This is a genomic window from Paenibacillus sp. JCM 9796, assembly GCF_055379675.1.
This window is the reverse complement of sequence record NZ_AP043723.1, coordinates 2,286,991-2,300,230: the sequence shown is the minus strand read 5'-3', so window position 1 is coordinate 2,300,230 and position 13,240 is coordinate 2,286,991. Positions and strand designations below refer to the sequence as shown.

At 52.8% G+C, this 13,240-nt stretch carries 10 protein-coding genes; 8 read left to right on the top strand and 2 right to left on the bottom strand.

Annotation, left to right across the window (positions count from 1 at the left end):
- Positions 1 to 6 precede the first annotated feature (6 nt).
- Genes ACZ439_RS10965 through pgmB form a run of 3 tightly spaced genes read left to right on the top strand, consistent with a single transcriptional unit; the run spans position 7 to position 5,217 of the window.
- Positions 7 to 849, top strand: a complete 843-nt coding sequence (locus ACZ439_RS10965; RefSeq protein WP_127606674.1) for a carbohydrate ABC transporter permease — start codon at positions 7 to 9, stop codon at positions 847 to 849.
- A 26-nt stretch (positions 850 to 875) separates the two neighbouring features.
- Complete coding sequence (locus tag ACZ439_RS10960; protein ID WP_127606676.1) at positions 876 to 2,216, top strand: FAD-dependent oxidoreductase; 1,341 nt, start codon at positions 876 to 878, stop codon at positions 2,214 to 2,216.
- Between the two features lie 31 nt (positions 2,217 to 2,247).
- Complete coding sequence (pgmB, locus tag ACZ439_RS10955) at positions 2,248 to 5,217, top strand: beta-phosphoglucomutase (RefSeq protein WP_430103112.1); 2,970 nt, start codon at positions 2,248 to 2,250, stop codon at positions 5,215 to 5,217.
- A gap of 154 nt (positions 5,218 to 5,371) precedes the next feature.
- Here the strand turns inward: pgmB and ACZ439_RS10950 are convergent, their stop codons facing one another.
- Both ACZ439_RS10950 and ACZ439_RS10945 read right to left on the bottom strand, forming a co-directional pair.
- Positions 5,372 to 5,578: a hypothetical protein gene (locus ACZ439_RS10950; RefSeq protein WP_054795734.1), complete on the bottom strand. Its 207-nt coding sequence runs from the start codon at positions 5,576 to 5,578 to the stop codon at positions 5,372 to 5,374.
- A gap of 71 nt (positions 5,579 to 5,649) precedes the next feature.
- Entirely contained in the window at positions 5,650 to 6,033 is a 384-nt protein-coding gene (locus ACZ439_RS10945; protein WP_054795735.1) for a hypothetical protein, read from the bottom strand.
- A 194-nt stretch (positions 6,034 to 6,227) separates the two neighbouring features.
- Here ACZ439_RS10945 and ACZ439_RS10940 point away from each other — a divergent pair, with 194 nt between their 5' ends.
- The 5 genes from ACZ439_RS10940 (at position 6,228) to ACZ439_RS10920 (ending at position 13,238) form a co-directional block, all read left to right on the top strand.
- Entirely contained in the window at positions 6,228 to 9,326 is a 3,099-nt protein-coding gene (locus ACZ439_RS10940; RefSeq protein ID WP_464621006.1) for a hypothetical protein, read from the top strand.
- A 337-nt stretch (positions 9,327 to 9,663) separates the two neighbouring features.
- Entirely contained in the window at positions 9,664 to 10,743 is a 1,080-nt protein-coding gene (locus tag ACZ439_RS10935; protein ID WP_127606682.1) for an ABC transporter substrate-binding protein, read from the top strand.
- Between the two features lie 114 nt (positions 10,744 to 10,857).
- Positions 10,858 to 11,925: an ABC transporter substrate-binding protein gene (locus tag ACZ439_RS10930; protein WP_155614993.1), complete on the top strand. Its 1,068-nt coding sequence runs from the start codon at positions 10,858 to 10,860 to the stop codon at positions 11,923 to 11,925.
- Between the two features lie 77 nt (positions 11,926 to 12,002).
- A complete protein-coding gene (locus ACZ439_RS10925) occupies positions 12,003 to 12,818 on the top strand; it encodes an ABC transporter permease (RefSeq protein ID WP_141334104.1) in 816 nt (271 codons plus the stop codon).
- A gap of 30 nt (positions 12,819 to 12,848) precedes the next feature.
- The gene (locus ACZ439_RS10920; RefSeq protein WP_054795741.1) at positions 12,849 to 13,238 is read left to right on the top strand and encodes a VOC family protein; all 390 of its coding nucleotides are present in this window, start codon (positions 12,849 to 12,851) and stop codon (positions 13,236 to 13,238) included.
- The last annotated feature ends 2 nt before the right edge of the window (positions 13,239 to 13,240 follow it).

Here is a 13,240-nt window from a genome sequence, read left to right as displayed (position 1 = left end):
CATCCCATGAATACGACATTAAAAATGAGAGAGGTCGGCCTGAAGCTGGTCATGACGGTGATCTTCACGGCGTTGGCCGTGGTCATGGTCACGCCCTTCCTGTGGATGATCTCATCTTCTTTCAAGCTGCCAGCTGATATTTTTAAATACCCGATCGATTGGATTCCGGAGCGATTCGTGCTCGACAATTACAAAGAGGTTTGGTTCGGCAAGTACCCGTTCCTGCTCTACTATTGGAACTCCGTCAAAATTACCGCGATCACGGTAGGCGGATGTCTCATTACAAGCGCGCTCGCCGGGTTTGCCTTCGCCAAGCTGAAATTCAAGGGACGTGATTTCTTATTCGTCCTTTACCTGGCCACGATGATTATTCCCGGCCAGATTTTGCTGGTGCCGCGGTTTATCCTGTTCGATAAGCTGGGCATGCTCAATACGCACTTGTCGCTGATTCTGCCGGGCATGTTCACGGTGCTTGGCACGTTCATCATGCGTCAGTTTTTCAGCACGCTGCCGAATGAATTGCTGGAGGCTGCGAAGGTGGACGGCGCCGGCTACTGGCGGATGTTCTGGCAAATTTCGCTGCCGCTGACCAAGCCCGCTCTAGTGACGCTGCTGATCCTTACGTTCACCTGGCACTGGAACGAGTACGAGAATCCGCTTATTTTTCTTAGAGACAACAAACTGTATACGATCCCGCTCGCGCTCACGAACTACGTGGACGAGAACAGTACGAACTATACGTTAATTATGGCCGCTTCCGTTTCCGCGCTGCTGCCGCTGATCGCCATTGTGTCGATATTCCAGAAATGGTTTATCGAAGGGATCGCCAGCTCGGGAATTAAGGGATAAGGCATACGAAAAGGAGCTGCTTCTACATGCAAACTATCGAAACGGATATTGTTGTCGTCGGCGGAGGGCCGGCAGGAATCAACGCGGCCATTGCAGCCGGACGAAGCGGTGCGCGGACGCTGCTCATCGAGAGATACGGATTTTTGGGAGGGATGTCGACGATCGCGCTCGTGTATCCCTGGATGACCTATCATACGATGGACGGGAAACAGGTGATCGCCGGGATCGCCCAAGAAATCATCGACCGCCTGATGGCGCTGAACGCCTCTCCGGGACACGTTCGGGATACTTGCGGGTTCGTCAGCACGATCACGCCGTATGATCCGGAAATTTATAAGGTGCTTGTGCTGGATATGCTTCGCGAGGCCGGCGTGAAGCTGCTGCTGCATAGCTTTGTGGACGACGTGACGGTGAAGGACGAACGGATCGAATCGGTTCGGCTCACCTCGAAATCCGGCAAGATCGACGTGAAAGCGAAGATGTTCATCGACACGAGCGGCGACGCGGATGTCGCTTACCTGGCCGGTGCGCCGATTCTGAAAGGCCGGGATGAGGATCAGCTCACCCAGCCGATGACGATGAAGTTTCGCATGCGCGGCGTCGATCTGGCCCGGGTCAAGCAGTACATGATCGAGCATCCGGAGGAGTTTTACAAGAAAACGCCGATCGATGAGCTGGATCAATTGCCGCTGACGGCGGTTCAAGGCTTCTACAAGCACTGGAAGGAAGCGGCGCTGCCGATCAACCGGGATCAGGTGCTCTTCTTTACCGGTCCGGGCGAAGACGAGGTGCTGGTCAATACGACGCGTGTGCAGGGGCTGGACGGAACCCGCGTGGAGGATTTAACGGAAGCGGAAGAGCTCGGCCGCAAGCAAGTGCTGATGGTCGCCGATTTTATGGTCAAGCATCTCCCGGGGTTTGAGAAAGCATCGATCTCGCAGGTCGGCGCGCAGATCGGGATTCGCGAGACGCGGCGTCTGGACGGCGTGTACAGCCTGCAAATCTCGGATGTGACGGAAGGCCGCCGATTCGAGGACTGCATTGCCCGCAGCGGCTACCCGATCGATATCCACGATCCGAAGAACAAAGGCGTCACCGCGGCCTGGATCGCCGGCGACGGCGCCTATGATATTCCTTACCGCAGCCTGCTGGCCAAAGGGGTTTCGAATTTGCTTGCGGGAGGCCGCTGCATCTCCACTTCGCACGAAGCGCTGGCGACGACGCGTCTTTCCCCAAGCTGCATGGCGACGGGGCAGGCGGCCGGAACCGCAGCCGGTATGGCGGTGAAGCAGGGCGTCAGCCCGCATGAATTGAATGTGAAAGATCTGCAGCAGCAGCTTCGTCAGGACGGCGTCCTGTTAGACTAAAGAAGAACATAGAGGAGACAGCGAGAAACCGATGCGAACAGGTCATATCATCTATCCTTACGAGCCGTGGACGATCACGGAAAGCTCCTTCGATACAGAGACGAATCAACGAGACGAGACGGTGTTTGCCGTCGGCAACGGATACATCGGCATGAGAGGCAACTTCGAGGAGGGCTATGACGGTCCGAAGGGGACCTCGCTTCACGGTACCTACTTGAACGGATTTTATGATTCCTCCCCGATCGCTTACAGCAAGGGGCGTCAATACGGCTTTGCGAAATACCATCAGACCATGCTGAACGTGACGGACGGCAAAATCATCGAGCTTTATGTGGACGGACAAAAATTCAGCCTGTTTACGGGCAAGCATGAGCAGTATGAACGCAGGCTGGATATGCGCAAAGGCACGATGACCCGTACGGTCGTATGGGAGACCGCAACCGGTAAGCGCGTCCGGATTCGGACGGAACGGTTCGCTTCCTTCACGAATAAGCATCTCGCGGTGATCCGCTACGAAGTGACTCCGCTTAATTTTTCCGGGGAGCTTCAGCTCGTTTCGGCGATCAACGGAGAGGTGACGAACCAGATCGCCTCCGGGGATCCGCGTGCCGGCTCGGCCTTCGGCGGACAAGTGCTGCAGACGAAGGAATCGTATGAGAACCATACGTTCGGCGCTCTGCTTCAACAGACGCAGATGACGAAGTTCTCGCTCGTTTGCGGCATGGAGCATCAATTGAGCCATCCGTACCGGTTGGACACCCGGCTGGAAGGGCAGCGGCTGGAGAAGCGGTTCCACGTAATGGCGGAGGCGAACGGGACGGTCGTGCTGGAGAAGTACATCACGTACTATTCCTCCAAGGATTACCCGGAAGCCGAGCTGCTGGAGAAGGCGACCCGGGAGCTGGAGGATGCCAAGAAGGCCAAATTCGACGCTATCGCTAAAGCGCACCGCGAGGTTCTGGACGGATTCTGGCAAACGGCCGATATCCTCGTAGAAGGCGACGAGGCGCTTCAGCAGGCGCTGCGCTTCAACGCTTTCCACTTGCTGCAGTCGGTAGGCCGTGACGGCAGGACGAATATCGGCGCGAAAGGGATCACCGGCGAAGGCTATGACGGCCATTATTTCTGGGATACCGAGACGTATATGCTGCCGTTCTTCCTATACACGAAGCCGGATATCGCCAAGCAGCTGCTGCGCTACCGTCATCATATTTTGCCGAAGGCCAAAGATCGCGCCGCGGAGATGTCCCAGGCCGGAGCGCTTTACGCTTGGCGTACCATCGACGGCGAGGAGACGTCGGCCTACTATGCGGCCAGCACCGCCCAGTATCATATTAATGCGGACATCGCCTATGCGCTCAAGAAGTATGTGGAAGCGACCGGCGATCAAGCGTTTCTATATCAGGAAGGGGCCGAAATGCTGTTCGAAACGTCGCGCTTCTTTGCGGATGCGGGCGATTGGATCGAAGGACGGGGCTTCTGCATCAATGGTGTAACCGGCCCGGATGAATACACGACCGTCATTGACAATAACACGTACACCAATGTGATGGTGAAGGACCAACTGGAATACGCCGTGAAGGTAGCGGCAGAACTGCGTGCGCAGCAGCCGGAGCGCTGGGCCCAGCTTCAGCAGGCGATGGGTCTCACGGAAGAAGAAGTGGAAGGCTGGGCCAAGGCCGCCGAGCATATGTACGTGCACCGGGAGAAGGGGCTGATCGGCCAGGACGACACCTTCCTGACCAAGGCGAAGTGGGATTTTGCAGGCACGCCGAAAGAAAACTATCCGTTAATGCTGCATTATCATGCGCTCGTCATCAACCGGCACCAGGTGCTGAAGCAGGCCGACTTGGTCATGGCCTTGTTCCTGCAGGGAAACCGGTTCACGACTTGGGAGAAGCAGCGGAATTACAAGTACTACGAGCCGTTAACCACGCACGATTCGTCGTTGTCCGCGTGCATTCACGGGATTGTAGGAGCCGAGCTCGGGTATGTGGATGAAGCGTACGATTACTTCATGCAGACGGTGCGGGTCGATCTGGACGATTACCACTTGAACGTGAAGGACGGCATTCATACCGCTTCGATGGCCGGAGGCTGGTTAATGATCGTCAACGGTTTTGCCGGCATGAGACAGTACGACGGAGAGCTGTATTTTGAACCCGTCATTCCTGCGAATTGGCCAAGCTACACGTTCCGTATGGTGTACCGCGGAAGCGTGCTGGCCGTTAGCGTCCGGAAAGACCAAACGACCTACGAGCTGGTCGAGGGCATCCCTGTGACGATCCACCACGTGGGGAAAGCGGTGCGTGTCGATCGGAAGGTCAGCTTGCCGAACCGGCAGCTGGAAGCCGTGATCTTCGATCTGGACGGCGTTCTGACCGATACGGCGGAGTTCCACTACCAAGCCTGGAAAGAGCTCGCCGACGAGCTCGGGATTCCGTTCGACCGGGCGTATAACGAGAATCTGAAGGGCGTCGACCGGAGAGTGTCGCTCGAGCTGATCCTGCAGCAAGCGAGCCGTACCTACTCCGAGACGGAGAAGGAACAGTTCATGGCCCGCAAGAACAGCCGGTACCAGGAGCTCATTCGCACGATCCGGCCCGAGCATCTGCTCCCGGGCATCCCCGAGCTGCTTGAGGAATTGAAGAGCAACGGGATCAAGATGGCGGTCGCCTCGGCCAGCCGGAACGCGCAGGCCATCCTGCAAGCTTTGGCGATCACGGATTATTTCGACCACATTGTCGATGCCGGGGCTTTGGAACGGGGCAAGCCTGATCCCGAAGTATTTCTGAAAGCCGCCGAAGCGCTCGGCGTACGGCCGAAGAACTGCATCGGCATCGAGGACGCCTTCTCGGGTCTTGAAGCTGTGAATGCGGCGAATATGGTATCCGTCGGCGTCGGCCATCCGGAGACGCTGGCCATTGCGGATACGGTGGTCGCCTCCACCGGGCAGCTCAGCTGGAGCCGCTTGAAGGAAGTTTACGAAGCACGCGCTTAAGCCGCGCTCCCATAGCAGGGCTTAGGGCATGACCTTACAACTATCTTGAAAATAACTTATAGCGTAAGTTCAAACAAGACAACACGAAACTAGGCGCAGCTTAAACGGTTTTTAAAAAAGCTGCGTCTTCTTTCTTAGTCTGAGTGGGGATGGATTAGAATGCTTCGGGTGTGGCCAATGTTACGGTAAAGCCAAGGTTCTCGAGCTTTCGAACGGTCTGTCTGACGATGGCGTCTTGGTGTCGCTTCTCGAAGTAATCCGCCCCTAAGTCTTTGTAGTCTTCCTGCCGGGTCAGCAAATGGTAAGCGATCGTCATGATGGAAAGTAAGAATAGTATAAAATGGATGAGCTCAATTTTCATTATTCTGTGGTGCCCCGAGAGGGGCATGGGTGGCTAACGGGCACTTTAGGGTGCCCGTTTTCTTATGTCATTTAATAACGGTAGGGCGGATACGGCATCGGGATCACCGGCATCGTTTCCGGTCCAGGGGTGACGGGCGTAGGGGGTCCGTCCGTCTGCATTTGTCCGGGCTGAGCGGGTCCTACTCCGTCACTGGGACATCTGAACAAGAAGGCCAAGGCGCAGCGGGGGCTCGCGTTCCTGATTCTCTCCGCGATCTGCTGCCCGGCAGGACCCGTAATCGTGACCCGGTTATGTTCAATAATGACTTCCCGCCGCGAAATAGGAATCTGGCTATTCCAGAGTCCGGCTCCATAAGGAGCAGATCCATCCGGTTGGGGATAGACGGGCATGAACGACCTGTTCGCATAATAAGGGTTTCCGTAGAAGACGGGATACCAAGGGTTATTGTACATATTTTCAACGTCCTTCCATAGGGATAATCCCCATAAAGTATGCCCGGGTGGGCTATTTGGTTCACCTGACATCTCACATCTCGCATCTCCCATCTCCCATCGGATGAATCATCCCCCGCCAATCATAACGCATATTTAGCATGGCCCCTCCATACTATTTACAAAATATTTGACCCTTCAAGGAGCTGATTGTATTGCCCTCCATCGATCTGGACAAACAAATCTTTCGGAAAGCATTCAGTGGAGCCCGGCCTTGGGGTGATATACAGGGGCATCAAGCTGTTTCTTCGGCATTGAACACAAGGAGAGGCTTCGATTTAAATGCGAACGCTTTTGCGTATTTCAGCCTGATGAAAAAATGGGGAAGCGTGCGCTTTTTGTCCCATATAAGCGCGGAAGCGACGGTGCAAGCTCAAGCGCAGACTCCCCTGAATATGTTCAGGGAGGCGGGACTCGCGATCCGGCTTCAAGCGATAGCGCGGCTGGCTGCCGGTGTCGGGCTCAGCCTGGATATGACCGTTGGAGACCTGCTGAAGCTACTGAAGCAGCGTCCGGAAGTGCAGGGGCTCTTCGGAAACTTGCTGGATATTTTTCTGGAGGAAGTTTCCCTCGAAGGAGCCTTGTACGCCCAGGCGGCGATAGCTGTCATGGCGTATGCCAATCTGGTTGTAACCGGATCCTTGTTTCGCAGTGACGAGGTAAAAGAACCCGGGTTTCAGATGGTTTTCGAAATGGGGATGGGTTTCAAAGCCGGCGGAGGATATCGGGTGGTCCTCGATTTGAAGATGACAGAAGCCCGTCGTCTGGTGGCCCGGATATCGGACGTCCTCGTTTCCGGACTGGTTCGCTCGGCGGAGCAATCGGCAGGGGCAATCCGCGATCTTGCTTCGCTAGAAGCGGTGTTAAAAATCGCCGTTCGCCTTGCCTATGAAATCGGTAAAGCTTTGTCCGACGCCAATACGGTGACTGCAGATGAATGGAGGCAGCGCTCTGTTCAAGTGATGGTCCAGGAGGCGCAAAGATGGATTCTGTCGCAAGTCAGTTCTTTTGCGGTAGAGCGATTCCGGGTCCTGCTTCAGGAAGCTAATATCCAGACGGAGCAAAGCCGCCAATTCCTTAACCTTCTGAGCGGGAAGGCTGCTGAACCCGTGCTCGCGCAAGAGGATTGGGATGAAATATTACAAGCAAGCGAAAACCTGATTTCTTCCTTTCCGGAAGGAGACAAGAGGCAGCAATGGCTGCAAACCTTGTCTATGGCATGGTCCGCAGTCACCTTGAATCATGATGCAGCTGCGCACATTTCCGCAGATACTGCGCTGTACACGTTTACAGGAAATCTCGCCGCACAGCCTCCGGCATCCGTCAGAAGCTGGATCAATCTCCAACTGAACCAAGGTTCGGAACAGGCCTTGCGGAAAGAAGACTTGATCACGTTTCTTATGGGCAATCCGCTTGCTTTACTGCTGCAGGAGTCCGGAGAAACGACGGCGTTTCTTCGCGTGTTCGGCGCTGCCTTCACCGGTACGCCGCAAACCATTGCCGCCTCTCTATTTTCTTTCCAGGGAAGCACCCCCGTGTCGGCGCAGGAACTACTGCAAGCGATACTTCCCGAGTTCCAGTCATTCGCCGGGAATTTGCTATCCGGGCAGCTCGTTCCTGCAGTGAGGCGGGCTCTGGGAGGAAATCCGGAGATTGCCGCTCTATTAGACCATGCACTGCTCCCCGCCCTGCAATTGATGAATGAAGCGGTGCTCCCCGAGGTGCTGCGGGGGTTCCAAGGCGGAACCGGCAAGCAGGAAGTGCAGGAAGCCCTATCCTCGATTCTATTGACCATGATCGGCCGGAATATGGTGATCTTGATCGAAACCGTTCTTACCGCGGTACAGCAAAATGTGGCAAGTCTCCTCAATCGTGCAGCGGGTCAAATCTCGGACATCATGGATGTTTTGAAAGGCATGGGCGGAGGCCCCGAGGTCGAGCTGTTGGATACGCTGCTGGAAGAAAGCTTGAAGATCGTCGGGGCCAACCTCGGCCCTTTCCCACAGGATTCCCAAGCCCGCATATTCGGGCTGCTAAAAAGAGTTGTAACGCCTCTCGAAGGCTATCAGCCGCTCTCCTTTATGAATGAATTGCGGCGGCCTGAATGGGTTCCGCAGCAGGACGCACTTGAACAAATAGGGCAGGAACTGGCGGCACTGCTGTTCGGGAGGATGAACAAAATTTCGATGGATTTGCTGCAAATGATCTTTAAGGTTGTTCTTGACAAAGTCCTTGCAGAGCTGGAAGCCCTCATTAAGGAATTCCAGAAGGCGATTAACAAAATTGGCGAATATCTGGAAAATCCCATTCGAACCATCGTTCTGGATCAATTAACCAATCTGTTCCTTGTGGAGGCCAGAAGAGCTTTAGGTTTCCTGTCCTTGGTGCCGCAGATTCGGGATGCCGTCGAACGTGAACTAACGAATGCAGTCAAAGCGGGCGTCGAACGAGTGATTTTGCCGGCCGTTCTGGGTCCATTGCGGACGATTGATTTTGACCCGGGCCCGATCTTGGATGCGTTTCGAAACAACGGGGATTTTGATGCTTTTAAGCGCACGATTACGAGCCAGCTTCGCGAACATGTGACACGGCAGATTCAATCGGCGAATCTTGGTTTTGACCTGACAGTCCCCGTATCGATAGAAATTCCCAGTCCCATTCCCGGACTCCCGCCGTTTAAGCTCAAGGAGAATGTCCGGCTTGGACGTATCGGACCCCCCTCCGCCAAAATTGTTGATGAGGTGATGCGGGCATTCGAGAACCAGTTTAACTTTGGGCAACTGTTCGAGGTTCTCGTCCGTTATGTGGTGCCTGTCTTCAACAAGGAAAAAGAAATCGATAGTCTCAAGAGCGAAATGAACGCCTTAACCGATCAATTCAGGATGAACCCGAGGCAGCTGTACCCGGCGGTGCCCGGATCTAACGCCCCCTTGATTTTCTTCCATCTGGTCCGTAACGGTGGTTCACATCGGGTACTGGAAGCTGTGCTCCATTATCCGGGTCTTGTTCCAAACTCCGATGGATGGCCGGCCCTCCTTGCCGTTTACTTGAACGATAAGGTGCTGCCTATGGCCACTTTCTTCTTCGAGGAAAACCGGACATTCGACGCCTCAGGCCTGCCATCTGGTCTGACGCTCCGGCGGCACCTGGGGATGGAAGAGTTAAAGCCGGGTAAAAATACGCTGTCAACGATAGCTCTTGACGGATATGGAAACCGGTATGAGATGTCCCGTTCCTTCTTGTTGAAGGTGTAGGGATTCCCATACAACCTGACATTTCTTTTGCCGGAAATTCGGGTTGGCAAGAACATGGACAGGCTGTTACAAAAGTGTGGATGGTGCCATTTCTCCTTTAAGCTATCGCTATTTACGATACCTTGTATATTCAAAACAAATTGTAATGCCTCCCTATATTTGTTACTTTTCAGATAAACGGTTTGCTAACTTCGCAACGTATTGAAACCGTTACCATTCAAGGGGGGGTATCACCGAATAACTATAGATCATTGAGATGCAGGACGCGCATTTGTTCATGGTTTGCCTAGGAACAGGAAAAAATATTACTTTAAAGCGCGGAAGGGGTTAATAAACAATGAAAAAACATGCACTATCAGCGATGCTCTTTATATTATTTCTCAGTACTGCACTCGTTGCCTGTAGTAAAAATGAGCCCGTACAAGCAGATACCAAGGGACAGGCGGCGGGAACGTCTAATCCACCGGCTGAAGTGAAACCGATTACATTATCTGTAGGTTTGCTGAAGCTGGCCGGCGGTGTGCCCTTATACCTTGCTTCGGAAAAAGGTTTTTTTAAAGAAGAAGGCATTACCGTTGACTACAAATGGTTCGATTCATCCAATGCGGTCAACGTGGCCGTCGCGTCCAACAATGTGGATGTAGGAGCGGCCGGTTTTACCGCAGACTTGTATAATATGGTAGCGGCCGGTCAAAAGGTATCGATCGTGGCCGATAAAGGTAAAGAAGAAAAGGGTTATCAACTGTCAGCCTTACTCGTGCATAAAGATTCTCCAATCAAGACGATCGAGGATTTAAAGGGTAAAAAAATCGGGTTAACGACGATCGGTTCGTCCAACCATTATATGTCGGTTCGTATTTTAGAGAAGCACGGCATGACCGTGAAGGATGCTGAACTGGTTCCGATGAATACGACCCGAGGCCAGATGGAGGCCCTTAAAGGAAAAAATGTGGATGCGATTATTCTGAATACATCCAACATTACGGTTGCGCTGAAAGAAGGGTATGCCAGAGTGCTGGCCAATGTGGCGGATGAAATGACCTACCAATCGACGGGGACGTTCATTTCACCGAAGTTCGCGGAAAATAAGGATGCGGCAGTACGCTTTTTACGGGCATATGTGAAAGGAATGCGGTATTATCACGACGCAGTTCTGATGAGAAAGGACGGCCAATTGGTAAAGGGACAAAATTATGACGAGGTCGTAAAGATCGTGGCCAAATATACGGAGCAGCCGGAAGATATTATTAGAGAGTCTTTCCCTTATATGGATCGGGACGGCAAGCTTATGGTTGACGATATCCAAACACAGATCGACTGGTATACGAAGGAAAAATTGATGCCCAAGCCGCTGCAGGTCAAGGATATCGTGAATACTGAACTGCTGGATGAAGCATTGAAAACGTTAAAAAACTAACGTTATCGCTTTAATCATGGAGCGTGTATCTTAAACAAATTGCAATAACCTCATAGTTTTGGTAGCTTTAAGATGATAACGGTTACAAACAACATGATTTGGAGGCCGACACGCATGCAGAAAAAATCGATATTCGCACTAGCTGTACTCTTGTTCCTCGCCACGGCGCTCTTTGGCTGTGGGAAGAAGGAAGCGGATCAGGGTAACGCTTCGCCCGCTTCCAATTCACCGGCTGAAAAGAAACAGGCTACCGTTTTATTGGGCTTGCTGAAGCTGACCGGCGGGGCCCCGTTGTATATCGCTATGGAGAAAGGTTTTTTTAAGGAAGAAAATCTTGATGTCCAGCACAAATGGTTCGATTCGTCCAATGCTGTTAACGTAGCTTTAGCATCGAACAGCATCGACGTAGCTGCAAACGGGTTGACCGCAGACTTGTACAACATGGTAGCGGCAGGCCAAAAGATGTCCATCGTGGCCGACAAGGGGAAAGAGGAGAAAGGCTATCAGCTATCGGCCGTAGTCATACACAAGGACTCTCCCATTACGAAAATTGAGGATTTAAAGGGTAAAAAGGTAGGCGTTACTTCGATAGGTTCGGCAGGCCATTATATGATCGGAAATATTCTGGAGAAGCACGGGATGTCGTTAAAGGACATTGAACTGATCTCGATGAACTCGACCAGAGCTCAAATGGAGTCATTGAAGGGTAAAAATGTGGACGCGGTTATGCTTCTGTCATCGAACATTGCGATTACCTTGAAGGAAGGGTACGGCAAAGTTCTGGCTAACGTGGCGGACGAGATGAGCTACCAATCGACGGCGATTCTGACCTCGCCGAAATTTACAGCCGACAAGGATGTAGCCGAACGGTTTATGAGGGCCTACATCAAAGGGACACGCTATTATCATGACGCCGTACTGACTAAAAAGGACGGTCAATTGGTCAAAGGCCAAAACTATGACGAAGTCGTAAAAATCGTAGCCAAATATACGGAGCAGCCGGAGGAAATTATAAGGGAATCTTTCCCTTATATGGATCGGGATGCCAAGCTGACGGCGGACGACATCAAGACGCAAATCGACTGGTATCTGAAAGAAAAATTGATTACCAAGCCGCTGGACAGCAAGGAAATCGTGGATACCGAATTGTACAATGCAGCGTTAAAGACACTGGAGAAATAAGCCTGCGATAAACGAAACAATTAAGATCCGGCCGCTGACCGGATGACGGTCAGCGGCGCTAAAGGAGGCTGAATAGGATGGAACAAGTATCGAAACAAGCAGCTTCAGCGCCACGTCAAACCATCCGTAATCGGGTAGCCTTTCTGGACAAAAAAACACCGGTATATGCTTCCGTACTGGGGATACTTGGCATATTGATCGTCTGGGAGCTCATAAGCCGTATGGAATTGGTACCGGCCTTATACCTGCCGGCGCCAACCGCTATTGTTGCAATGGGCTGGGGCATGTTAACGACAGGGGAAATCCATCAAAATTTGTTGGCGAGCTTGTACCGGATCGGCGCAGGTTATGCAATCGGCGCGTCCGTCGGCATTATCATCGGACTCCTTCTCGGCTTCTTCCGATGGCTGGATGCCGTTCTGACACCGGTCGTATTCTCGATCTTCCCGATTCCGAAGATTGCGCTGCTGCCGTTGTTTATTATGTGGCTCGGCATTGGCGAAACGCCGAAAGTAACGCTTATTGCGATCGGTGTATTTTTTCCGGCCGTAATCAATACGTATGCCGGCGTGAAAAACGTCGATCCGATTCTGATAAAAGCCGCAGTCACCTTTGGCGCCAAGCCCTTCAATGTGATTCGCAAGGTGATCCTGCCGGCTTCGCTGCCCATGATTTTCGCCGGTTTGAAAATGTCCGCATCCATTTCACTGCTGCTGCTGGTTACCTCGGAAATGATCGCCGCCAATAGCGGGGTCGGCTCTATGATTCTGCGCTACGGCAACCTCATGATGACCATGAATTTGATGGTTGGCGTCATGCTTTTGTCCGTACTGGGACTGTCGTTTAACCGGTTGCTCGAGTGGCTGGAGCGTAAGCTGCTGCCGTGGAAGTAATTCCGGCATCATAGATTGGAGGGACGTCCTGTGAAAATTGATCGTATGGATCATATTGTATTGACGGTGCGTGACGTAACCGCCACTTGTGAATTTTATCAGCACGTATTAGGCATGGAAGTGGGAATATTTGCGGGAGGAACGAGGAAATATCTGCAATGCGGCAAAAATCGCATCAATTTATTCGAGCAAGGCAGTGAAGTTGAGCCCAAAGCGGCTGTGACGGTACCAGGTGCCGGAGATCTGTGCTTTATTGCGGAAACGCCTCTGCCTGAAGTGATCAAGCATTTGGAAAGCTGCGGCGTTCCGATCGAGCTGGGCCCAATATCCCGTCCGGGAGCAATGGGACTCATGGAATCGGTGTATCTCCGCGATCCGGACAACAATCTAATCGAACTATCTAATTATGTGGAGCTATAAGC

Coding starts and splice junctions, on each gene's coding strand:
- ACZ439_RS10935 (WP_127606682.1), top strand. CDS start 9,664: ATGAAAAAACATGCACTATCAGCGATGCTCTTTATATTATTTCTCAGT.
- ACZ439_RS10965 (WP_127606674.1), top strand. CDS start 7: ATGAATACGACATTAAAAATGAGAGAGGTCGGCCTGAAGCTGGTCATG.
- ACZ439_RS10960 (WP_127606676.1), top strand. CDS start 876: ATGCAAACTATCGAAACGGATATTGTTGTCGTCGGCGGAGGGCCGGCA.
- ACZ439_RS10945 (WP_054795735.1), bottom strand. CDS start 6,033: ATGTACAATAACCCTTGGTATCCCGTCTTCTACGGAAACCCTTATTAT.
- pgmB (WP_430103112.1), top strand. CDS start 2,248: ATGCGAACAGGTCATATCATCTATCCTTACGAGCCGTGGACGATCACG.
- ACZ439_RS10925 (WP_141334104.1), top strand. CDS start 12,003: ATGGAACAAGTATCGAAACAAGCAGCTTCAGCGCCACGTCAAACCATC.
- ACZ439_RS10950 (WP_054795734.1), bottom strand. CDS start 5,578: ATGAAAATTGAGCTCATCCATTTTATACTATTCTTACTTTCCATCATG.
- ACZ439_RS10930 (WP_155614993.1), top strand. CDS start 10,858: ATGCAGAAAAAATCGATATTCGCACTAGCTGTACTCTTGTTCCTCGCC.